General features: G+C 55.0%; 21 protein-coding genes. 6 read left to right on the top strand and 15 right to left on the bottom strand.

Translation table 11 applies throughout. From position 1 onward, the window contains the following. Positions 1-168: 168 nt before the first annotated feature. The 3 genes from IT893_RS04345 to IT893_RS04355 are packed head-to-tail and all read left to right on the top strand — an operon-like array spanning position 169 to position 3428. Positions 169-1434, top strand: a complete 1266-nt coding sequence (locus IT893_RS04345) for an AraC family transcriptional regulator (protein WP_197146943.1) — start codon at positions 169-171, stop codon at positions 1432-1434. Further along, a complete protein-coding gene (locus IT893_RS04350) occupies positions 1431-2717 on the top strand; it encodes an AraC family transcriptional regulator (RefSeq protein WP_252724076.1) in 1287 nt (428 codons plus the stop codon). Before IT893_RS04345 ends, IT893_RS04350 begins: the two co-directional genes overlap by 4 nt. Positions 2718-2756: 39 nt before the next feature. Beyond that, positions 2757-3428: an isoprenylcysteine carboxylmethyltransferase family protein gene (locus IT893_RS04355; RefSeq protein WP_197146944.1), complete on the top strand. Its 672-nt coding sequence runs from the start codon at positions 2757-2759 to the stop codon at positions 3426-3428. A 101-nt stretch (positions 3429-3529) separates the two neighbouring features. Here the strand turns inward: IT893_RS04355 and IT893_RS04360 are convergent, their stop codons facing one another. The 7 genes from IT893_RS04360 to IT893_RS04390 form a co-directional block, all read right to left on the bottom strand. Next, positions 3530-3862, bottom strand: a complete 333-nt coding sequence (locus tag IT893_RS04360) for a hypothetical protein (protein ID WP_197146945.1) — start codon at positions 3860-3862, stop codon at positions 3530-3532. Positions 3863-4193: 331 nt separating this feature from the next. Further along, positions 4194-4460 carry a hypothetical protein gene (locus IT893_RS04365; protein WP_083997126.1) on the bottom strand — a complete coding sequence of 89 codons (267 nt, stop codon included), beginning with the start codon at positions 4458-4460 and terminating at the stop codon, positions 4194-4196. Positions 4461-4925: 465 nt separating this feature from the next. Further along, positions 4926-5708, bottom strand: coding sequence for a 7-carboxy-7-deazaguanine synthase QueE (gene queE / locus IT893_RS04370; protein ID WP_197146946.1), 783 nt, complete (start codon positions 5706-5708; stop codon positions 4926-4928). Then, the gene (queD, locus tag IT893_RS04375; protein ID WP_252724077.1) at positions 5705-6085 is read right to left on the bottom strand and encodes a 6-carboxytetrahydropterin synthase QueD; all 381 of its coding nucleotides are present in this window, start codon (positions 6083-6085) and stop codon (positions 5705-5707) included. The genes queE and queD overlap by 4 nt, the downstream gene beginning before the upstream one ends. A 135-nt stretch (positions 6086-6220) precedes the next feature. Then, on the bottom strand, positions 6221-6964 hold the full coding sequence (gene queC / locus IT893_RS04380) for a 7-cyano-7-deazaguanine synthase QueC (RefSeq protein WP_197146947.1): 744 nt from the start codon (positions 6962-6964) through the stop codon (positions 6221-6223). A 183-nt stretch (positions 6965-7147) separates the two neighbouring features. Then, entirely contained in the window at positions 7148-8062 is a 915-nt protein-coding gene (locus IT893_RS04385; protein WP_197146948.1) for a class I SAM-dependent methyltransferase, read from the bottom strand. Between the two features lie 141 nt (positions 8063-8203). Beyond that, positions 8204-9541 (bottom strand): flagellin, encoded by a 1338-nt coding sequence (locus IT893_RS04390; RefSeq protein ID WP_197146949.1) that lies wholly within the window; start codon positions 9539-9541, stop codon positions 8204-8206. A 569-nt stretch (positions 9542-10110) separates the two neighbouring features. On the opposite strand from IT893_RS04390, the gene IT893_RS04395 reads away from it, so the two are divergent. After that, a complete protein-coding gene (locus IT893_RS04395; RefSeq protein ID WP_197146950.1) occupies positions 10111-11583 on the top strand; it encodes a hypothetical protein in 1473 nt (490 codons plus the stop codon). 66 nt (positions 11584-11649) lie between these two features. Here IT893_RS04395 and IT893_RS04400 read toward each other — a convergent pair whose 3' ends face one another. Further along, positions 11650-12324, bottom strand: coding sequence for a DUF5610 domain-containing protein (locus IT893_RS04400; protein WP_197146951.1), 675 nt, complete (start codon positions 12322-12324; stop codon positions 11650-11652). 422 nt (positions 12325-12746) lie between these two features. On the opposite strand from IT893_RS04400, the gene IT893_RS04405 reads away from it, so the two are divergent. After that, entirely contained in the window at positions 12747-15749 is a 3003-nt protein-coding gene (locus IT893_RS04405; protein WP_197146952.1) for a leucine--tRNA ligase, read from the top strand. Positions 15750-15821: 72 nt separating this feature from the next. Here IT893_RS04405 and IT893_RS04410 read toward each other — a convergent pair whose 3' ends face one another. Continuing rightward, positions 15822-16637: an ABC transporter substrate-binding protein gene (locus IT893_RS04410; RefSeq protein WP_197146953.1), complete on the bottom strand. Its 816-nt coding sequence runs from the start codon at positions 16635-16637 to the stop codon at positions 15822-15824. A gap of 159 nt (positions 16638-16796) precedes the next feature. On the opposite strand from IT893_RS04410, the gene IT893_RS04415 reads away from it, so the two are divergent. After that, positions 16797-18086, top strand: coding sequence for a nucleotide sugar dehydrogenase (locus tag IT893_RS04415; protein WP_197146954.1), 1290 nt, complete (start codon positions 16797-16799; stop codon positions 18084-18086). A gap of 10 nt (positions 18087-18096) precedes the next feature. On the opposite strand, the gene IT893_RS04420 is transcribed toward IT893_RS04415, so the two are convergent. The 6 genes from IT893_RS04420 to IT893_RS04445 form a co-directional block, all read right to left on the bottom strand. After that, positions 18097-18465 carry an MmcQ/YjbR family DNA-binding protein gene (locus IT893_RS04420; protein WP_120226580.1) on the bottom strand — a complete coding sequence of 123 codons (369 nt, stop codon included), beginning with the start codon at positions 18463-18465 and terminating at the stop codon, positions 18097-18099. 62 nt (positions 18466-18527) lie between these two features. Then, positions 18528-19628: a glycosyltransferase family 4 protein gene (locus tag IT893_RS04425; protein WP_197146955.1), complete on the bottom strand. Its 1101-nt coding sequence runs from the start codon at positions 19626-19628 to the stop codon at positions 18528-18530. After that, positions 19625-20377 (bottom strand): glycosyltransferase family 2 protein, encoded by a 753-nt coding sequence (locus tag IT893_RS04430; RefSeq protein ID WP_197146956.1) that lies wholly within the window; start codon positions 20375-20377, stop codon positions 19625-19627. The genes IT893_RS04425 and IT893_RS04430 overlap by 4 nt, the downstream gene beginning before the upstream one ends. Continuing rightward, positions 20370-21887, bottom strand: a complete 1518-nt coding sequence (locus tag IT893_RS04435; RefSeq protein ID WP_197146957.1) for a hypothetical protein — start codon at positions 21885-21887, stop codon at positions 20370-20372. Before IT893_RS04435 ends, IT893_RS04430 begins: the two co-directional genes overlap by 8 nt. Continuing rightward, positions 21872-22615, bottom strand: coding sequence for a hypothetical protein (locus IT893_RS04440; protein ID WP_197146958.1), 744 nt, complete (start codon positions 22613-22615; stop codon positions 21872-21874). The genes IT893_RS04435 and IT893_RS04440 overlap by 16 nt, the downstream gene beginning before the upstream one ends. Further along, entirely contained in the window at positions 22612-23715 is a 1104-nt protein-coding gene (locus IT893_RS04445) for a hypothetical protein (RefSeq protein WP_197146959.1), read from the bottom strand. The genes IT893_RS04440 and IT893_RS04445 overlap by 4 nt, the downstream gene beginning before the upstream one ends. Between the last annotated feature and the right edge of the window lie 5 nt (positions 23716-23720).

The following is a 23720-nucleotide window of genomic DNA, read 5'->3' on the forward strand; positions in this document are numbered from 1 at the left end:
GGTAACCATCGGGTGATCACTTTCGCAAAATCGATCCCTGGCGGCGTCCGCCTGTGCACAATCGGACGCCGATAGTGTCCGGCTGTGTATATTGAAACGATATAGTTGATCGGGCCGGACATTGTTCGTCGTCTGAAGATCCATCTGAAAAATCAGGAGCATGCCGGAATGACCGGTTGGACGTATTATGTAAGCGCTGTGGTCGCAGCCGTAGGCATCGTGCAGGCGGTGTTTCTGTGTCTGATCCTGCGGTCCGAAGGTTCGCGTGCCTTTGGGGCCAACCGATGGATGATGCTGTTTATTGCTGCTGTTGCGCTCAATCTGATTGAGGATGTGGCTGAACCTTTGGTCTCGGCCGATATGGGCGGGTTGCTTGATCTGTTCTTTAGTCCGATCAATTTTGCAATTGCGCCTGCGGTTTACCTTTATTTCCAGGAAATTTCGGGCAACCCGTCGCGCCGCCCGTGGGGGCATTTCATTTTGCTATTTGTGGTGTTTAACCTGACCGCGTGGGTTGTCACACATAATGGTGGTGGGAGCGTTTGGGCGGGGCAATATACGATCGCGGAATTCGTTGATGCCTTTAGCTGGGGTACGATCTTTATCCAGATAACGATATATATTGTTCTGTTGTGGCAGGTGGCTGGCCGCTATTTGCGCAAGACCGAAGAACAGCTTGGTGCGGATCGCAAGGCCATGCAACGCTGGATTGGCGTGGTTCTGGGTGGCCTGACCTTCGTGTTTGTTACGGTCGCGGTAAGCAAGATTGTTGAGCTTTACTTGCCCGATAATGCCGAAATGTTTGGCACCGAGATCGCGTTTGCGCTGGTGCTGTTTGCCATGAGTTATGAAATCGCCACGCAGCCGGCCGTGTTTGTCATGGCTGATTGGCCATCAGATGACGCCTTGAATGATGCCAATGAAGCCGGCGATGAGCAAAGCCAAACGGTCATGTCACCAGACGAAAATGCGCCCGTGCAAACAGCTCGGACGGATCATCGTGCGCATGACGATGCGACCCCGCGTCCGTTGCTTGATCCCGATGGTGTGGAACGGGCCTTGGCGCGCCTTGAAGACATTCAGGCGCGGGGGGATATTCTTCTGGACCCGCTGGTTTCCTTGCCGAAACTGGCGCGTGCGGTTGGCATAACACCCAATCAGCTGTCCTATGTGCTTAATCATCATGTCGGCAAAAGCTTCTTTGATTTCGTCAATTCTGCGCGCATACGCGAGGCCCGGTCCGTTCTGGTGCTTGAGCCCGATCGTACCATTCTTGATATCGCGCTCAGTGTCGGGTTCAATTCGAAATCGACCTTTAATCTGGCCTTCAAGAAAATTACTGGTGAAACCCCAAGTGCCGTGCGTGAAGCCAGGGCAGGAAATGCCAATAATGATGAGCAAGCCGGGCTCCAAAGCCTCACGGGAAAATCATGATTGACACTATGCTTGGTTATCTTGATGTGACAATCGCTGTCATTGGGCTTCTACAGGGCGGTTTTCTGTGTCTTTTGCTAAGATCGGAAGGTGTTCGGGCATTTGCTGCCAACCGATGGATGATCTTGTTTATTTGCTGTTTGATGATCAATCTTCTTGCTGATATCGGTGATAATTTCAGTTCTGAACAGGTTCGGGATTTGATCGTTCTGTTTTCCTTTCCCTGCAATTTCCTGATTGGCCCATCGATTTATCTGTATTTTCGAGAATTATCAGGCACCCCGGAGCGTGGCCCATGGGGGCACTTCCTCCTGCCGGCGTTGGTTCTTAATTTGTTGGTCGTGCTTTTTGCCGTCGACGGATTAAGTGGGCAGGCCTCAGTCGGTTCTCTAGTTTTCCTTATCGAAGGCATCAAAGGCCTTTGTTGGGTGGCGATATTTTTACAGGCCTGTTTCTATATCTATCAATTGTGGATGCTGTCTCAGGTTTATTTTCGGCAAGTTCAGCAACAGCTGGGAGTAGGTCGTCGCGTGATTCAGCGATGGGTATTTGTTATTTTCGGCGGGGTTTGTTTGATCTTTGTGACGGTTTTTGTCAGCCGGGTGGTCGCATTTTATATACCCGAGCAAATGGCAATGACCGGAACGGGTATTGCCTTTGTGCTGGTTCTTTTTGCGATGAGTTATGTGATCGCAACGCAGCCTGCGCTATTTGTCATGGCCGATTGGCCGGAAAATATCAAAAGGTCTGCAATCGCAGACGGCGTCTTTGATAACAAGCGGGCGCAAGATCAAGAAAATGGCATGGGTGTTGGTGTTGGTGTTGCTTCGTCTTCGGAAGCTGCGCGATCACTGCTTGACGAGGACGCTTTGCAAAGGGCTTTGACAAAGCTCGCCGAAATTCGGTCTTACCGCGAACTGTTACTTGATCCTTTGGTGTCTTTACCCAAACTTTCCCGGGCTGTTGGTGTGTCTCCCAATCAGCTTTCCTATGTGCTTAATCGTCATCTTGGGCAGAACTTTTTTGATTACGTCAATAGTGCACGTATTGAAGAAGCACGTGCAGTTCTGGTGTTGGAGCCCGAAAGGACGATCTTGGACATCGCACTTAGCGTAGGTTTCAATTCGAAATCGACCTTTAATCTGGCCTTCAAGAAAATCACGGGTGAAACCCCCAGTGCGGTGCGCGAGGCAGCAAGACGGGAAGTCTTGTCTGCGTCGGTGACGTCCGAACCGCCAATTGCAGGACCGGATCAACAGCATTGGACGCCAAAGATCGGGTGATCGCGGATGCTGTGGCCTCTTTATCTCAAGGGGGCATACATGCTGCAACCACGCTTTATCATTCAAGCCAATTTCAATTCTGCAACAGACGCGCACGCGGCAAAAGATCTACAGCGCATTCAGCGCTACCGAAAATGGACGCTTCGCGTCGGTGTTGTGCTGCTTTTGGCATTGGTTTGTTTTACCCGTGCAGGATTTGATCGCAACAGTGTATGGCACCACGCTATCCAGGTTGTCGGTATGATGGCGATCATGGTCTGCATCGTGGGGCGGGGCTGGTGTTCGCTTTATATTGGCGGGCGCAAAAAGACCGAACTGGTGACGTCCGGCCCTTATTCGATGTGTCGAAACCCGCTTTATGTTTTCAGCTTCATTGGTGCATTTGGTGCCGGTGCCCAGACCGGCAGTATTGCCATCGGGTTGGTCTCTGCTGTTTTGTGCTGGGCGGTGTTCCGGCATGTGGTGCTGCGTGAAGAAGCCATGCTGGCGGAGCGGTTTGGCCGGGCATTCAAGCGTTATGTGAATACGGTTCCGCGTTTTCGCCCGACATGGTTCCGCTGGCGAGACGAGAAAGAGATTTTGTGTCGACCGGCCCTGTTTTTGGCGACCACCCGCGATGCGATGTGGTTCTGGATTGCCATTCCTGTGTTGGAAGGTGTCAAAATTTTGCAAGATCACGGGTGGCTGACACCGGTATTCTGGTTGCCATAAATCCATGATCCTATGCAGGGCAGAGGTGTTGGGACGCGATCAGTTGATAACGTTCTCTGCCCGGGGTGCTTTATGTTGCGCCCTTTCGGCTTGGCATGCCGTCAGGCGGCGGCGTTATCCGTTGGCCTGCCGCCAAAGGATTTGATCATCTGATTGCGTTCATCTTCACGCAACGGATCGGAATCAAGGGCAAGGGCGGCTTCAAGCACTTGCGGTTCGACCATCAGGACGTCGATGCCGTCCTTCATGTCCTCCTTCGCCCAGAGATGGACATGACATTCCATCTTGATATAGCTGCGCATTGCAGCATCGGGATCAAGTTTTTCAAGGGTGTCGACTTCATACTCGCCAGGCGAAAGCAACCCGGCATGACCGGGCAAGTGGAACGGATGAAAGAACGTCACCGTACGATGGGTTGTGCGGGTTATGCTCATGATCATGGCTCCTTCGAGCATCCTGAAGATGACCTTGAAGGTGCGGATCTGATTTTCTTTTGAGTGTTCACCCCTTTGGGGCGGCTTAAGATCCGCAATCCCCGGTCTCTTCGGGTCATTCGGTAAAGCGCCGATACCTGTGTCATATGCTCGGGACGCACAGGCATCATTGGTCAGGCGCCAAGTGTGTCACCCTGCCTGCGAACAGGCATGGTGTATACATTATATATGGGGGGTTTCGGCCAAAACACAACGTTTCGCACAAATCTGTGCGCCATCCATGTTCGAAAAATGCGGGATAAAATGCGGCGGATTTCAAAGGATGGCTGGCTCAACGATGTTCCGGGCGGTCCGGATCTGCATCGCGTGTCAGGGCAATATCGAGATCAACCGGTTTGATGGAAAGAATTCGATCAACCATCATGCCGTTATGTTTGTATTTCAGATGCAAATCGGTCGATACCCTGCGATAGGCCGTAATCGAAACACCTTCGATCAGTTCTTCGGTGGTATCGACGACATAGCTTCCCGGTGGAAACAGATCGCTATGTCCGCGCAAGTGAAACGGATGAGCAAAGGTCACGGTTTTGTGCGTCATCCTGCTGTGCTGCATGGCACCAGCCCTTTATGAAGCGGGAAACGGGCGTTTCCTGCATGTTCATGATTTTCGGAAAAGATCGGCCAGAAAAGGCGATGGCGGAGGATAACCTCCGCCAGCACGGTATCAGTCATTCGCGCCTTGATGCGCGGTCGGTTTGGTTTCGGCAGGGGAATTTTCGGACTTTGGCTTTGCGGCAGGGCTCGATGCGCTATCTGACGATTTTGCATCCGGCTTCGAGCCCGCTTTTCCCTGGCTTGTCGAAAAACTGCGAAATGACATGATGTGATCTTTCTATTTGCCGGCGCAAAGCGCGCCCGCTAATGGGGAAGTGGTGCGCGTGCGGGCAAATAGCAAACATGCCAAACGGCCTGTAACGGGTCATCTGGCGCAATCGTGCGGGAAAGGCTCGCTTATTTCGGATAAAATATATTTTGTCGTCACTGGCAAAGTCCGGGGGCGGGTTTAAACCCCGCGCAGATTGCCCCAGACATGGACATGCCATTGCGGCAGCACGCGCACATCAAACCATTTGCGCCTTGCCACTTCATCGACCAGCCAGCGATACCGTTCAGTCAGGCCATCGATATCAACACCGTCTGCGCCATCGGGATGGGGTTCCGCGGGTGTTGTATTGACCGGCTGTAAACAGACCGGAATGCCAATGTGAAGGTTCCTCACATAATCGGCAAACATCAGGTCGGCGGCATCGCGCACCGGGAATTTCAAGGTAATGGCCGGACCATTCAGAATGCCATCGGATTGGGCTGCTTCGATACAAGCCTGCAATGCATCCTTATCAAAACTGGTCGAAGAGCTTGGCGGCTTTGGGCTGATCGTCAGGAAATTGAGGTCGGTAAACCAGTCCTTGGCGATGCTGCCTTGTGTTTCAATCGCAAAGGTAAAACCTTCGTCCTTGCCCATGGCAATCAGGTCACCCAGTGGCTGGATGGCCGGGTTGCCACCCGACAGCGTAATCAGGATCGGCTTGCCACCGGAAATCTTTTTGACCGCATCCAGTACCTCGGTCGCGGACATCGGTTTCCAGTCAGCGCGAAAGGCCGGATCAACCGCATAAAGGGTGTCGCACCACGAACAGCGGAAATCACAGCCGCCGGTGCGGACAAACACCGTCGGCATGCCGATCAGGGCACCTTCGCCCTGCACGGTCGGGCCGAAGATTTCCGAAATGCGGATTTTACCGCGTGCATCATGAAGATCGGCAAGTTTGGGGTCGTGCACCGTCATGGACGATATTCCGCCCAGGTTTTCGGCGTTTCGGACACGCGCACTGCCGAAACTTCCGGCCAGCGATCATGCGCCCATTCATAAAAGAACAGCGCAAGCCGTTCGGCGGTCGGGTGATCGTGACCAAGAACCTCGTTCAGGTGACGGTGATCAAACTCGTCATCAATCAGCCGTTTGAGCGGCCCCAATTCGCGGTAATCACGCACGAAACCACGTTCATCAAGGTCGGCACCCTTAAGCTCCACCTCGACGATATAGTTATGGCCATGCAAGCGGGCGCACGGGTGATCTTCTTCAAGGCCGCTGAGCTGGTGGCTTGCGGAAAAGGCGAATTGTTTGGTGATGGTGAACATCGGTTTTCTTTCGGTGTCGTCCATTTCTGCCACCATGAGCATGCGGATCGAGGTCCCCGCCTTCGCGGGGATGACGGTGCCAAATCAAGCAGGTCTGCGGTCGATCCGTCATGCCCGCGCAGGCGGGCATCCATGGTGCAAATTTTAATTGTATGAGGATTACTTTGCTGCGCAATCGGTGGTGGGCAAGGGGCCGAATTTGCGCGCCATATGGTCGGCACGGGCCTGTTTCCAGTAATCGCGATCGACATAAACGGTCGGATCCTTGACGCGTGCCAGTTCAAGCGCCTCGCGCCGCTCGACACAGGTGCCGCACCGTCCGCAATGGGTTTCCCCGCCCTTGTAACACGACCATGTCAGATCGACCGGCACGCCAAGACGCCCTGCCTCCAGCGCGATATCGGCCTTCGAGACATTGACAAACGGCGTATACAGCTTGACGTCTTTGACGCCCTCAAGGGCGTGGTCCTGCATGGTCTGGAACGATTTGATGAAATCGGGACGGCAATCAGGATAGATGAAATGATCCCCGCCATGCACAGCCGCGGCAACCGCATCGGCCCCGGCACTGGCCGCCGCCCCAAAGGCCACAGCCAGCATGATCGCATTGCGGTTCGGCACCACGGTGATGCGCATGGTTTCTTCGGCGTAATGGCCATCGGGCACATCGATATCATCACTGGTCAGTGACGATCCGGTCAAAAGCGCACCGACCGGGGTCAGATCAACGATGTGATGTTTGACGCCAAGATTACGCGCCGCACGGGCAGCGAAATCGAGTTCCTTTTTATGGCGCTGGCCATAATCAAACGAAATCAGGGAATGGAGCTTGTGCTCGGTCGCGACCTTATAGGCCAGCGTGACGGAATCCAGCCCGCCAGAGCAGACGACAATCGTCTTCATAGTAATCAGTCTTTCGTGTTTTTAACCTGGTGCTACGACAGGGGAAGGATCATCCTTCCAAGGGGGCGGGGTTTGCCATGCCGGTTGCCAAAACGCAAGCACAAATCCGCGCATGCGGCCATGCGTGATGCGCAGGAATGCTTGGGTTTTACAGGAAATCAGCGATCAGACAGGTTGGCCGGATCAGGCGCGCTTTGCGCTAAGTACATGAAAACAAATCGGGACCTGAAAATGGCCGTCTTCGATATAGGGGGCCAACGTTTCAAACATCGCTGCATTGATCGCGCCGACTTCCATGTCCGATGATTTGCGCAGAACATTGCCAAACAGCATATCCATTTGCGGTTTCCAGAACGGGGCGTTTTCGGGAATACGGCCAGCCGGGCTGTGGGTTGTTGCTTCAATCCCGGTAAAGCCTGCTTTCTCAAAGCGCATCATGGATTGATCGGCATCGCCAAAGCAGAACGGGTCGAGCCCGGCGGCATCAAAGCCGATGCCAAGGATGTTGCCAAGAACTGCGTCCATGGCGGCAAACAACGGATTATCCACGAGCGGCGCCCAGACCATGAACACCGCTTTGCCACCGGGGCGCAGAACGCGGAATGCCTCGCGAAGCGCCTTGTCCGGATCCTCGCAAAACATCACGCCGAAACGGCACGACACCACGTCAAAGCTTTGATCCTCGAACGGCAGTTTTTCCATATTGGCCGGAACGGCCTTGATGTTGGAAATTTCTTCTTCGGCGGCGCGTTCCATAAGGGCATCGCACATATCAGAAACGATATCGGAGGCGGTCACGTGCCCGGCAATTCCGGGGATGTTAGCGCTATCATCCGTGCCGCCGCCCAAGGCACGGGCAAAGGAAAAGGCAGGTTCACCCACCCCGGATGCCAGATCAAGCACATCAAGCGGTGCGCCATCGCGCAAAGCTGCAAGCCCCGGAAGGTCGGCTGCCTCGATCATGTGGCGGTTGATCTTTTCGGCCGCCGGTGCCAGGCGTTCGGCCCAGGTGATCCAGTCGGTCGAAAGGTTTTGCCAGGTTTGGGATGATTTGTCGGCGGTGGTGTCGGATGTGTTGTCGGATGTCGGGGTGGTCATGGCCGATCTGTCTTTCTTTGGGTGTTTAGACGACCATAGACGTAAAAGCCCCACCGGTTAAAGGATGTTTTGCAGCGCAATGAGGGTCAGAAGCCCCGCGCGGGGGCGCGGGGCTTCCTACACTCGCTGAGAGGTGGCTCTTCAACCTGCCAGCAAGCGTATCAGGTTCTGGCGTATTTCACTGACGCGGGCCAACATCGCGACACTTGATTTGATCAGGATTTGTTTCGACGCGTAGTTGGTCAGTTCCATCGCAACGTCGAGATCAAGCAGGCTTGAGCGCGCCTCTTTGACGTTTTCAAGCGTCGAGGCAAGGCTTTCGCTGGCAGCATCCAGACGGTTCTGGTTGGTGCCGATATTGGCCCGTGCGCGTTGCAGATCATCAATCGCGCGCGCCACGGCCTCGATCGCACTTTGGGCCTTGGCGGATGTGGCAATCGCATTGCTGCCCAGCTCATCAAGGCTTGTCTCCGTGCCGTTTTTGCCGGTGCCAAGGGCAGCGCCGTCAACCGCGGTCGTCGGGATCGAAAGCTGCGCACCGCCGGTATTGCCGCCGCCAAGCTGGAAGTAGATCTTATCAGGCAGTTTGTTGCCCTGATCCTCAAGAACCGAGAAAACCGGGCTGGCGCCAAAAATCTGCGCCGTGGCCGATCCATCGGCACCGGCACCATCGGAGCCTTGGGCCAGGGCGTTGGCGATGGTGGTTGCGATATTGAAGTTCAGGTTCACTTTCACACCGACATCCCCGAAATCGAGTGTCTGTGTTTGACCGGGATTAAGTGCCTTGCTGCCGCCGGACGCATAATCGGTGACATCGATGCTTTGGGTCCGGTGCGGGCTGGTGCCATCGATTTCGGATATGGCACTCAGCAGAATGCGATCCCCGGTCTTGAGCACATCAAAGCGAAGCTGATTATCCGCCGATCCGTTTTCGTTGGCATCACGCGCCCAGTAATTGTCATCGGTGATGGTGAAATTTGAAAAGCCATTGGCAACCGAAAGAACCTCGGCAGAGCCACCAGCCTGCAAATCCGAATAATCAAGGGACACATCACTGCCATCGCCGAGCAACTGGATGCCGTTGAAATTGGTTGCGGCCGCAATGCGGTTGATCTCGGTGCGCAGTGCGACGAATTCGTCATTGAGAAACCCGCGTTCCGTGTCTGACAGGTTTTCCGATGCGGCCTGAACGGCCAGTGTGTTCATGCGCACCAGCACATCGTCGATGGTGACCATGGCCCCGTCGGCAATCTGCAGCATGGAATTGCCCTGACCGATATTGACAATCCCCGATGTCAAAGCAGAGGCCGTCGAGTTCAGCCGCGACCCGATGGCCATCGAAGCGGCATCATCGCGGGCAGAGACCACACGTTTCCCCGATGACAGCTTGGCAAGCGATCTGTTCGCGGCCTCCTCGGCTCGCGCCAGATTGCGGTGCGCCAGATTGGCCGCGTGGTCGGATATGATATTTAACGCCATAACGCAGTTCCTACCTGAACAAGCAAAGATAAAGGGTGGCGGCGTGGACGACCTCCTCCTGAGATCGGCTGAAGGCAATGTTAATTAGAAAAAACTTAAATGGCAATATCTAATATTAGAATTTTCTTAATAGTAAGTATCTGAAAAATATAAGAAATATGCCATCCTACGCGAAAGAGGGGGGGCTCTCATACGGATGGAAATCAGCCGTTTTGCGGCTGCTTAGGCTCAGGACCTATTAATTTGATTGGAATGGCAGACGTTATATTTGTGAAATCCAAGGAAAGGCCCGCCGGGCGGGCTGGTATCCCGGCCAAGGGGTTTGACGCAGGAGTTTGCAAATATAACGTCTGTCCTTTGGATTCACCGGGTTTGCACGGGCTACTTTGTCGCAAAACCTTGAAAGATACATATCTTCCTGCGGTTTTGCTTCGCGTATCCGCACAAACCCGGTGAACCATTCAAACCAAATTAATAGGTCCTGAGCCTAGTTAAACCCGCGATATCGCGCGCCCTCACAGGCATTTTCGCTCCACGTCGACAGGGGACGAAACGCATGAAGGTGCCCGATGGAGCAAGAAAGACAACAAGGCCTGAACATCTGGCGGTTGGCGGGGGCGTCCATCTTGGCCGGATTGACCTGTGTGCTTTATTTCGGGTTTGTGATTACGCTGTTCGCCGGATTTACCGCCGATATTCAGCGCGATTCCCTGCTGCGTGAACTCGGTGTGTCATCGCCTGGCATGTTGGAACGACTGGTCCTGCAAGCCTTTCACGAGGCCGCCTTGCGCGAAGAGGCCGGTACTTTGCGCGATGATATGCGCGCGATTGATACCAGATCCCTTGAAGAAACCCGGAATGGACTGGCCTTGCGCAAGGATGCGATTGCCGCATGGTGGGACGCGTTTGGCAGCTATTCACAACTTGGCGCAACCGTTGCCAGCAATCGCGATGCATTTGACCCCGAATTTGCAGGCGCGTTCTTAAGCGCGCTTAATGCTGCGCATCAATTCGTGACAAGCCAGCAAACCGCCATGCCAACCGACGGGTTGTTTGATCCGCCAACCGGCATTGCCGGCGGCGGTGGTACAACCCTTGGCCGCGCCGGATCGCCAATGCTTGATGTGCCGTTTGGGGAAAGCGATGCGGACAGGAAACGTCGCGCAGACGGCATTGAAATCATGACCCGGCTTCACGCCCTGCTTGATCACCCGAAATTCACCGACAAAGCCCCGGAAACCCTGATGGATCGCGCCGGCCAGCAAGTCGATGCCATCCGAAGTTCCATGATCCGGTTTGACGAGAAAAACGCCCGCGCCCAGATCGAATGGGCCAATATCCGCGCAGAAAACCAGCACGCCGCAAAGCTCAGAACGACCTTGCAAAATGAGCTGGCCGAGATCGAGGCAGAGATCAGGCGTCAGGACGAAGAGTTTGGCCAGGATACGGTTTCGCTGGTTGCCCTGTTTCAACACCCCGTTGGCCATATGCTGTCCTATTTGATCCAGTTGCCTACCATCATGCTGACCTTGTTGGTCACAGTCGCGGCGGGCGGATTGGGGGCTGTGGTTGCCTTTACCAGACAGAATTTCGGCCAGCCGCCCACGGCCCAAACGCCGCCCAAAACACCGCTTGATGAAAATGCCACGGATCACAACGCCGCAGATCACAATGCCATGGATCAAACCGTGCCGGAGGCAGTGCACGCGCCGCAGGCCGAAACGGTGCCGCGGCTTCAGGGATGGGCACAGCTTGGCAAAAGCCTGAAGCCCGCCGCAAGGCTGCTCGTCATGACGGGGGAGGGGATCGCTGCCGCCATGGCCATCTTCCTGTGCACAGAGGCAGGCGTGCTGATGGTCAGCCAGGGCGGACCCGACGGATCAGGTCAAATCGACATCAGCCCGTTTCTCGTGACCTTCATGGCGTTTGTTTCGGGCTTTATGGCGGAGGATGCGTTTGCACGTATTCAAGCTGCGGGGCAAAAGCTGTTTCGGGTTACGGATGATCATGATCCCGGTGGGGGTGTCGGGCGGGTGTCGTAACCGGCAAAAGAAAAACCGACCCCAAGGGAGCCGGTTTTAATCTGTGCGAACGAGATGTTTGGAGGGTTAGCCGTTGGTGCCGTAGCGCGGCGCGTTGCGCTGGGCATTGCTGCCCGCTTCGGCGTAGGCTTGGCTGGCCTGTGCGGTCTGGGTGACCTGCGATTGCAGGACCTGTTCATCGCGTTCCGGCGTTGCGGCCTCGGCGGCTTCTTCTGACGCGCTGCTGTTAAACAGCTCGGTCAGGCGCTGCTCGATGCTTTGCAGGCCTTCATTCAGGCGTTCTTCGGTCTCGTTGATATTGCCGTTGATTTCGTCATTCAGCGCGCCCAACCCGTCAAGGATGGCGCGGGCATCTTCAAGGCCGGCCTGAATGCCACGGCTTGCCTGATCAAAGATCTCGCGGGCTTCGGCCTCGGAGCTTGCGTTCGAGGCAATCAGATCGCCAACGCGGGCGAGAATGCGGTCAGCAACGCCTTCTGGCGTGTAATCGTCGGGATTGACACCCTGGATCGACAGGCCGGTGGATTGCAGGCTTTCATTGATTGCGGCAACGATATTGTCCGCCGACAGCCGGTTTGCCGATTCAGAAGACAGCGAAACAGACGTCGCAGCGGCAAAGGCGGACGTGCCATTATTGTTGCCAGCTTTTTCAGTATCGCCCTGGCCCGGCAAATAGGATTGTGCCGAACGCGTAGACGCGCCGGATTGTTGGGATGACAGACCACCAATGGTGATATCCATAATCGTCCTCCCTGGACGGAGAGCTTTGAGAGCTGTGCTGACAATCAGCACTTTTCCAAGCAAGCTTGCGCGGCAGTTTCGCGCGCGAACAAAGACTTGGCAAATTTCACCTTTTAATATGGCATGGATGGCCGGGAAAATCCAGTGTTGTTGTATCAGGGCTGATGTGCAAGTTCGGGTTGATGGGGGCGCGGGTGTATGCATTCCGCGCCGGTTGGCGCGGGCGGTTGGCGGCGGGTGGCGAATGTTTGGCAAAATCGTCGGGTTTTCGCCAGAAATCTCGTTATCTGATGTTGCACGTCGATCAAAGCGCGCTTATGAACACAGCTTAAGAATATTTTGGAACCCGATCCGGGGGAGGCGCGCCATTTGGGCGGCGCCGGAGCCAGGGTCGGCGTTGGACAGGCAGGAGTTGATTAAGCGTGGCGAACTATCAGGAAAGTGCGCGGGTATTTGAAAAGCGCTGGCAGGAGTATTGGCGGGAAAACGATACCTATCGCACGCCAAATCCCGGCGATGCCGATTTCGACGCAAGCAAGAAGAAAAGCGTCATCCTGGACATGTTCCCCTATCCAAGCGGGGTTGGCCTGCATATCGGCCATCCGCTGGGCTATATCGCGACCGATGTAAAGGCGCGCTTTGAACGCATGCGCGGCAAAAACGTTCTGCATTCCATGGGCTTTGATGCCTTTGGCCTGCCGGCAGAACAGTTCGCCATCCAGACCGGTCAGCATCCGCGCATCACGACCGAAGCCAATATCGAAAACATGCTGCGTCAGTTGCAAGTCATTGGCCTTGGTCATGATCCGCATCGCCGTTTCGCTACGACCGATGTCGATTATTACAAATGGACGCAGTGGATCTTCCTGCAGCTTTTCAACAGCTTCTATGACCCGACCGTCGAATGGAAAGGCCCGCAGGGGCAGGTGATCAATGGCCGTGCGCGCCCGATTGCCGAGCTGCGCCCGTTGCTTGAGAGCGGTGAATGGCTGCTTGACGAAGACGGCGTGCCGCAGCCGAAATCGGTGATTGGTGAAGGCACCAAAGCCGAAGGCAAAGAGATTGATCGTGCGATTGATCGCGGGCGTCTGGCCTATGTCGATGAAGTGCCGGTCAACTGGTGCCCGATGCTGGGGACGGTTCTGTCGAACGAGGAAGTCACCAACGAAGGCAAGTCCGAACGTGGTGATTACCCGGTTTATAAACGTCCGCTGAAACAGTGGATGTTGCGCATTACCGACTATGCCGACCGTCTGGTTGCCGACCTTGAAGGCCTTGATTGGCCAAATGGCGTGGTCGAGATGCAGAAGGGCTGGATTGGCCGTTCTGTTGGTGCGCGGGTGAACTTCCCGGTCAAGACCGTTGATGGTGCGGATGAAAAGATCGCGGTTTACACCACCCGTCCGGACACGATCTTTGGCGCGACCTATATGGTTCTCGCACCTGAGCATCCGCTGGTTGATAAGCTTTGCGCCACCGACAAAAAGGCCGATGTTGCGGCCTATCGCGCGCAAGCGTCCGAGCTTAAGGCCGTGTCGGCCAAGGATGATGCCGAGCGTGAAAAGACCGGCGTGTTTATTGGCGCACATGCGACCAACCCGGTCACCGGTGAAGAAATCCCGGTCTGGATTGCCGACTATGTCCTGATGGGCTATGGCACCGGTGCCATCATGGCGGTTCCGGCCGGCGATCAGCGCGACTTTGAATTTGCCCATAAATTTGGCCTGCCGATCAAGGCAACCACCAAACCGTCCGAAGCTTGGCTTAAGGACAACGCACCGGCAGATGCGGCGGATGCTGATGCTACAACGCTTCTGGCGCGCTATGAGGCGGAACCGGGCGCGTTTAAGGTTGCCCAGACCGAAGTGGGCGAGACGATCAATTCCGCGAATGATGAAGTCTCGATCAACGGTCTTTCGACCCCGGATGCCAAGGCCAAGATCATCGAATGGATGGAAGCCAAGGGCATTGGCCGTGGTCGCGTGCAGTACAAGCTGCGTGACTGGCTGTTTTCGCGTCAGCGTTATTGGGGGGAGCCGTTCCCTGTTCTGTTCGATAAGGAAACCGATCAGGTTCACGGCATCGCCGAGGCGGCCTTGCCGGTTGTCCTGCCGGAAATGACCGATTTCAAACCGAAATCAAACGAAGACCCGAATTCCGAGCCGGAGCCGCCGTTGGCACGCGCCAAGGACTGGATGGAAGTCACCGGGATCGTCCTTTCTGATGGTTCGGTTTTGCCGGTCGATGCGGCTGTTGGTTCCAAACACACCCATGACGGTGCGGAATATGAAGTGCGCGCGTTCAAACGCGATGCCAACTCCATGCCGAACTGGGCGGGGTCTTGCTGGTATTACCTGCGCTATTTCGATGCCAAGAATGATGCGAAATTTGCATCAGATGATGCCGCGGCCTATTGGGCGAACAGCACGGATGCGGGTGGCAACGCCCTTCCGGGGGCGGTTGACCTTTATGTCGGCGGGGCGGAGCATGCGGTGCTGCATTTGCTCTACTCGCGTTTCTGGCACAAGGTTCTGTTTGATCTTGGTTACGTCGCAACGCCCGAGCCGTTCCAGAAGCTGTTTAACCAGGGCATGATTACGGCCGATGCCTATACCGATGCGCGTGGTGTTTATGTCGACATCCATGATGTTGAAATGCGCGATGTCGATGGCAAGAAAGTGCCGTTCAACGCCAAGACGGATGAGCAGCTGATTACCGTTCCGGGCAAGATGGGCAAACGTTACAAAAATGGTATCCCGCCCGAGGAAATCTGCGATCAGTACACCATCGATACGTTCAGAACGTACGAGATGTATATGGGGCCGCTTGATAGCTCCAAACCGTGGCAGTCGGATGCGATTGTTGGCATGATGCGCTTCCTGTCGAACGTCTGGAAAGTCACGACCCAGATGGAGCGGACCGATAGCGTTGATGGCAAGATCGAGACGCTTCTGCACAAGACAATTGCCAAGGTGACTGGCGATATTGCCGACCTGCGTTTGAATACCGCAATTGCGGCATTGATCGAACTTACCAATGCGCTGACCAAGCAGAATGCGGTGCATGATGATCATGCCAAGGCCTTGGCATTGATGGTCGCCCCGTTTGCCCCGCATCTGGGCGAGGAGCTGATGAGCCGGATGGCAGCGGACGAGTTCGGTGCCAAGAAATCGGTGATCAAGTTCGACTGGCCGGAATTTGATGCCGAAAAGGCCAAGGATGACGAGTTCGAAGTGCCGGTTCAGGTCAATGGCAAGAAGCGTGGTTCGGTCATGGTGGCAGCCGATGCCGATCAGGCAACGGTCGAGGCGCTGGCCAAGGCCGATGAAAACGTTGCCCGCCATCTTGAGGGCAAGGAGATCGTCAAGGTGATCTATGTTGCCAAGCCGACGCCGAAACTGGTCAATATCGTGGTGAAGGGCTAAGCCCAGACCGCGAGGATGGATTTTACGAGAAGGGCATGTTGCTTCGGCAGCGTGCCCTTTTTTCGTCGCGGGTTAGCGGTCTGCAAAGATGGCCTTGGGATCGCAATCGCTGATGATTGCGGAGGATGGCAATTCGCGTTCAATGATCTCCTGATCTGGCAGGAGGCTTGCGCGGCCAAACAGTTTTGCCAGGCTCCCGTCGCACAGCATTTCGTAGATCGCCTTGTTAAAGGCCTTGCGGTTTTCAATACCGGCAAGATCGGCCTTGAACAGGATCAGGACATTTTCGCTGGTGACCGGATCCTCGGTGACAGAGATGGTGTCTTCAAGGCCAAGCAGCTTTCGGACATGGTTGCCCGAAAAACGTTCGATGATGGCGGCATCGAGGCGGTTGCTGGCAATCATGCGCAACAAAAACGCATCGTCGGGCACGCGCTCAAGGTTGAGTTCCTGACGATCTAGAATGTAGTCAGGGTAATGATAAGCGGCCAGCCCAACGCGCGTGCCATCAAGGTCTTCGAGCTTGGTGACATTGCCATGACCAAATTGATTAGTGCTGTAAAAAATCAGATTTTCGCGGCGATAAAACGGGACAGAGGCCAGCGAGACCGGAATTTCAGAAAGCGACGGATATGCGCCCAGCGCATCATATTTACCGCTTATGAAGTCCTGTACCGCGCGCCGTACCGGCAGAATGTCAATTACGACGTCAGTGTCCGACCGCCTTGCTATTTCCGCATACATATCAATGAAAACACCGTGATCCTTGCTTTCTGCCATCAACGGAATATAGGGAAAAACCACCCGGATTGGTGACGTTGATGGTCTCGCCAGTGCATGACTGGTGATCAGAAGCAGACAGCCAAAGGCGAGGAAGACAAAGCGCATCAAAATAAGGTCGCAAGTTGCAGAGCATGAGAAGAAACTAGATCACGTTCCGGGAGACGGCACAAGGGCGCTCTCTTTTGCCGCAAAGCGCTTAGCAATTGACGGGGCATGGTCGGCTGGCTACAAATCGGCGACCAGATTATTTGCAAGGTTTTACCAATGAGCCACGGGCGCAAGATTTCAGTTATCGGTTTGGGCTATGTCGGATTGCCGGTGGCGGTTGCATTTGGCACATCATGTGGTCGCACTGTTGCCTTTGATATCAATCAGGCGCGCATCGCCCAGCTTAAAGCGGGACATGACGCGACGGGCGAAGTCGATGACCATGAACTTGCCGCAGCCGATCTTTTGTTGACCGCGGACGCCAAGGATCTCGCGCAAGCCGATTTCCATATCGTAACCGTGCCGACACCGATCGACAGTTCCAACCGTCCGGATCTGTCGCCGCTGCGCTCTGCTTCGAAAACCGTTGGCGCCATCCTTAAAAAGGGCGACATTGTTGTTTACGAAAGCACGGTTTATCCGGGGGCGACCGAAGAAGAATGTGTGCCGATCCTCGAAGAACTTTCGGGCCTGAAATCGGGCACCGACTTCACGGTCGGCTATTCTCCGGAACGTATTAACCCGGGTGATCGCGAACACCGCTTTACGACCATTACCAAGGTTGTATCAGGCCAGGATCAGGCAACGCTTGATATCGTCGCCGATGTTTATGGCAGTGTGGTGACCGCTGGAATTCACAAGGCGCCGACGATCAAGGCGGCCGAGGCGGCGAAAGTGATTGAAAACACCCAGCGTGATTTGAACATCGCACTGATGAACGAGCTTTCACTGATCTTTGACCGGGCTGGTATCGATACCCGCGACGTGCTTGAAGCTGCAGGCACCAAATGGAATTTCCTGAAGTTCACCCCGGGTCTTGTCGGTGGGCATTGCATCGGTGTTGACCCCTATTACCTGACCCATAAATCCGAAGAGCTCGGCTATTATCCGCAAGTGGTTTTGGCCGGTCGCCGGGTTAATGATGGTATGGGCGATGTGGTGGCCAACAAGGTTATCCGGGCACTACTGCGTGAAGGGGCAACCAAGAACCCGACTGTCACGGTACTTGGTCTGACCTTTAAGGAAGACGTCCCTGATATTCGCAATACGCGTGTGATCGATATCGTTCGGTCACTCGAAGAGGCCGGGGTCACTGTGCAGGTCCATGACGTGCATGCGGATGCTGGCGAAGTGGCACACGAATTTGATGGCTTGAAGCTTTGCTCGGACAATTGCTTGGAACCCGCCGATGCGGTCGTTCTGGCCGTGTCGCACAAGGAGTATGTGGCTAAGGGCTGGCCGCTTGTCAGCAGCTTGCTTAAAGATGGCAAGGGTTTTGTTGCTGATGTACGTGCGGTTTTGCCGCGTAATGCTGTGCCGACCGGCATCGACCTGTGGCGTCTCTAGGCTTCCGCTCCTATTCGTCCTGATAAAGATCAAGCTCGCGCTGCAGTTTTTTCGTCAAACCCTTGGCGACGATGCGGTGCGAGCTTTTTAAATGGTCCTTCAAGTCATCATCGCTCAAGCCCGGCGCATCATAGTGTTGTATCCACTTCATGCCGCGCGATGCCAGATAGGGCGCAGGACGCAGGCCAGGCATATCTTTCAAGACCTCATAGCCGATTTCGGATGTCTTGAATGTGACACCCAATGTCTCTTTTGTGGCCCAGCCACCAATGGCGAACACCTTGCCGCCGACCTTCCAGACATCCGCGTCCCCCCACTGAACAACGTGGGTTGTCTGTGGCAGGGATTTGCAAAAGGCGTTGAATTCGTCCCGATCCATTCTGGCCATCCTGTTCATGCGTTTGCCGTCGGTGTTGATGGTACGCAATCGCCCACGGCACGTCAGTGATTTTCGATAGTGCTGTGAACCAGTTGGCGCAGTTTTTCGGCAAACCTGTCTTGGCGGAAGTTCTGTCGGCACATCTGATAGGCGGCATCGCGCATTGTGGTTGTTTTCTCCGGTGAACGGATTGCTGCGCTGATCGCATTTGCCAGTTCTTCAGGGTCTTGTGGCGGACAAAGCTGACCGGTTTCACCGTCCCGGACAAACTCGGGCAGGGTTGCGATGTCGCTGGTGATCACTGGCACATTGGCCGCCATGGCTTCGAGCACCACAAGTGGTTGGGCTTCGTTGGGATAGTGGCTGGGAAAGATGAAGAGGTCGGAGTTTTCAAAGGCTCCCTGCCGTTCAGGATCGGAAACCGGCCCCAAATATGACGCTGCCGTATGCATCTGATATTTTTCAAGTAATGTGGCGAGCTCGGCTTTGCTGATGTCGCCTTCGGCCCCGGCAATCGTCAAATGGCAAGCGACATCTTGGGCGTGCAGGATCTCACAGGCAGCAAGCAGGGTTTCGATGCCTTTGGCCTGAAACAGATTGGACAGCCATAAAAGCCGGATCGGATCATGGGGCACCCATTGTTTGGTGGCTGGGCCGACGAAGGCACTATCATCCAGGCAGTTGGCGATGATGGCAGACTTGCAATCAAGGCCTTCTATTTCGGCGCGTAAGCTCTCGCCGAGCAGGATGACGGTTTGCCCTTTAAAAACCGTCTTCTGAAGCAAGTCAGACCATTTTGATCTTCGCGTTTCGGGAAGACGGCGACCGTGCAGGTGCAGGATTGTGGGCACTCGCAGGAGCTTGGCCAAAAGCACATAAATGCAGTCGCGATAATAGGCGAAACCATTTGGTGCAAAGCAGATATAAAGCGCCTTGGCGCTTGGCAATGCAAAGATCAGGCGCAGCAGTAACCAAACTGCCAACCCGATCTTGCGCAGCGAAAATTGATTTACGTCGGACAATGTCCGGGCAAAGCGCATTTCAATGACATGCAAATCAAAGTCTTTCGCCAAGGCCGTAATGGCAAACTGGTTCATTTGGGCCGCCCCGTGCATGGGCGGTGGCAACTGAACCATGGCGATGATTTTCGGGCGGTTGGTCATCGAACGTCCCTTGCCGAAAACAATTGCAAGTCGCGAAGTTTGGCAGCTGCGAGCCAGATCGAACAAGGCAGGTCAGGTCGATAACGCGCAAGAACGGAAGCACGTGTTTTCTGATAAAGCGCGTTCGGTATCCTTGCGAAATGGCGGGTGCCCGCATCAAGGGTACGTTCGATCAGGCGCCTGTTAAGTCGACTGATGCGGGCCTTGGTAACACAGCAGGCGCGCAGATAAAAATCCAGATCAATGCAGCAGGGTAAATCCGTCGCATAACCACCCGCACGCGCCCAGACAGAGCGATGCATGACAAGTGACGAATGATGTAGTGGATTACTGAAACAAAGCCGTGCGGCTGAAAAGTGCTGGACGGCTGCCATAGTCGGTCGCCACGGATCGGACATGGCGCGCGCGAAGACAAGTTGATTGTGGTTATTGCAAAGCACATCAACTTGCCGATCCAGTCGACTGGCCAAGGAAATGTCATCGATATCTTGAATGGCAATCAGATCGGTCGGGCTGTTCTCAATCGCGAGGTTAAGTGCAGCACCGCGTCCAATTTTGCCGGGATAAAGGACGATCAGTCTCGGTTCGTTGTGCCAGTCTGATGGCGTTGCAAGGGGCGCGGTTGAACCGTCATCGACAATAAACGCATGATCACGGGGACCGAGTATCTGGCGCAGATTGCCGAAATAGCGATCCATATGGGCGTCGCCATCGCGCACGGTCGTGATGATGGTGATCGGCTCACGCATCAGAATCTCCCCATGAGATGGCTAGAGTGACGTTATGCCCTTGCCCTGTCTTCGCACTGATCCTTGTTGCCGGACCAGCAGCGCTGAATGTTGCTTGTGGGATCATGTGAAGCGGGGCGCTTGCGATCAGCTTTATTCCGAGTTCTGGACAGATGATGGTGTTTTTCGCGATCTGGGTCAGGCCGATGTTGCCATCAATCAGAATTCGGAACAGTTCGACTTCGTTAGCTGCGCAGTCGGGAATCTGATCAGAGACAATAACACGCGCGTTTTGAAACTCGATCGTTCGATGACCAACAATACCTGCAAGCTCGAAACTTACATCAATCTTGTTCTCAGATATCTGGCGGGTCTGAAGAAAGCGGGCAAATTCGGTCTCGCCAATCGCGGGAAGCGGCTGTGAGGCTTGGTCATTAAGGCTGGGCGCATCCTGTTCTCCGCCGGTTGGTGGCAGGAAGATGCGGGCAGGTTTTCCTTGGTCCGAAACAATGACGGGGGCGCCGGAGACATCAAAATTCTGTCTGCCACAAAGCGTCATTTGCGCGTGATAGTAGGAGGATGAAAACTGCGCGATGGTGTTTCGGGCGATAGTTGCCGAAGCAGGTGAACGGATCCGTTTTGGCACTGGCAGTTGTGAGGCCTTCAGCAGCCAATAACCTGCAAAGGCAAGGTAATCATCGTGGCGGTTATAGCTGTACCATCCCGGTGTTTGTGGAATTTCGGGGCCGGGGTTTTCGGGCAAGGGCGCAGGGGCGAGCAGGTTGAGCGGCAGTTCACCTGCCGTGAGAACAGCATCTTCCAGCCGATGCAGGATTGCCTCTGCTTCGTCGCGGTATCCGGTTTTTAGCAACACATAAAGCGCGCAGGCCGCGCCAAAACTTTGCCCAGCACCACGTCCGAGCAGATTGACAAATCCATGGGTCCCAGCAAGTTGTGCCAGCATTTCAGTGGCCCGGTTGGCAATACGTTTATGGCGTTTATGGGGACTGTCAGACAGAAGAGCTGCGCAAAAGGCGTGGTACTGCGTGGAGAAGCAGGCTGGTCGGTCCATGAAAACTGGTGCGCGGCAATAGCGAAACGAGATGAAGGTGAAATGGACGAGGTTGAGGAGCTTTGCGGTTAGTCCAGCATTTCGTTTCTGCCGATTGATCAGCTCAAGTATTTGCCAGTTCGCGACATCGGGACGTTGCGGTTTCGCACCCCGAAGGATGTCGGTGATGGCTTCCGATGACAGGCCCGGCGTATCCAGCAACGCATATTCGATGAATTCGCGGTGGTAGGTTTTATCGCGCGGCTCTGATTTCAGGGCATGACGGGCGCGGGCAATATTTGAACCAAATTGAACGGGATCAATCCGCGTCCAGAGATTTACGGCAAAGGCCTTGGCGTAAAAGTCCGGCTGTTCAAAATGCCCAGTCGTCAGTTGACGTGTTGCGAGATCGTCTGCAATCCGCTTGGCTAGATTGAGGCAGCGTAAGCGAAGCATGTCCTGGCTCACTGAAAGTGACATGTCACCTCCATCGACAACGACTGCCCCGCTTTGAGGCGATTAAGCGGCACAGCCTGAATTTCAGGGCAGTGACGGCCCATGCGTTCGCGCAAGCGCCAGATCAGCCTTTTGAGAGGTGGCATACGCCAGAGCAAAGCTGAAAACCAACCGGGTGCCGATAGCGTGAAAAATCGGTTTGCCCAGCGCAACCAGACTTGATCAACCGGATCACTTGGCAGCAGGCGGGCATGAATGATCCAGTGATCCTCGCGATCGCGCAGATACATGTATGGATCAAACCGGCCCGCCCCGTCCGCGTGATCCAAACTCACGGAAATGGTTGCGCCATCCTGCCCGATCAGCGCGACCTTGTTGGTTGGATAAAGGCGGTATTTGTCGCCGTTGGTGTGGTGAACTGTTTTGTTTGCGATCCGCCCGTGCTTGATGGCGGTTTTGTCAAATACCAGCCGGATGACGGCATCTTGCAGCAGGATATCGTCCAGTGCCTGAATGCGTAGCTTAAGCCCGATTGTGTTTGGGGTGGGCTTGCGGGTTTCGTACGTGGTACATATTCGCCCGCCAGAAAGGTGCCAGATATCACCGATCTGTCTGGCGTTTCGCGGTTGGTCGGTGAGTGTCACAAAGGAATGCTGGTCCGAGCATTCCAGTCCCCACGGACCAAAGGTGATGTCACCATACTGGCCTTTTATCAGCTTATTGTGGGTGATGGTGGTGGTCAGTTGCCTCATGCCATGACCTGCCGTCTTGTTGCGACTTTTTGGCAGGCCAGCAGGATCAGAACCAGATAGGCCAAGCGGAGTTCGATCAGCATCATGATGTCGGGTGCGAGGTCGCGGGGCGGTATGGCCGATGCCGAGATGATCATCAGTGCAAGGCATCCCCAACCCAGCCATTTTACCGCTGATATTTCCTGCAAGATCAGGATCTGTCGGGCGATGAATGCCATCAATACCGGCCAGGCTGCACCGATTTGAAGGATCGTGATCAGATCATCAGACGGGCTGGCAAAGAATAGATCGGCCAATTTGTCTGGCAGGAACAACAGCAGGCCCGCGATCAATACCATCGGTGCCAAAAGCCAGATGTCACGTATTTGGCCCACCTCGTTTTTGGCAAACAGGGTTGAGGCAATGGCTGCAATCAGGCCGGCGCAAAACAGGAAAACGCGTTGCGCCAGAAACAGTGGATCATTGTCTGTGCCCAACAGGACAAAGTCGAGGTTTGGCAGAAACCCGGCGAGCAGGGTAAAGCCGACAAGGCCGAATACGCTGGACTTGGGGGCAGGCTCGGCGTTGGTGGAATGACATGGCGACTGTTCAAATGCAAATGCTATTGCGAGGGCAAGGCTTGTCAGAGAAACCGCAGGCACAATGAGGTAAAGCGCCAAATCTGATTGGCTGAGCGAAGCCCAAACCGCCACCACTATCCCGCATCCCTGACCAATAACCGCAATCATACCGAGCCGTGAAAACCGGGTTTTGGCCGCAATCATCCAGTCGGGCGAAAGGGCGGCGGCAATCGGGATCAGGATTAGTGGCCAATATTGCGCAAGCGGAACGCTGTTTGTCGTGACGATCAGGATCGAGGTGAACCCTGCAATCAGGAACCTTGTGGAGACAACATGCATGGCCTGTCCGAAGGCTGCATTTTGTGCCAGTCGCACCAGAAGTGGACCACTGCCAGCCTGCGTCGCGGTAACCGCAAGACCGACCATGGCGAGCAATTGGAAATAGGCGCCAAGATCGGCCTCTGAATAGGCGTGACCGATCAGAACAAGGATTGCCATACCGCCCAGCCGCGCAATCATATTGGCGCCGATCATCCACACTGGAT

This window comes from Thalassospira sp. A40-3, from assembly GCF_015871485.1.
GTDB lineage: Bacteria > Pseudomonadota > Alphaproteobacteria > Rhodospirillales > Thalassospiraceae > Thalassospira > Thalassospira tepidiphila.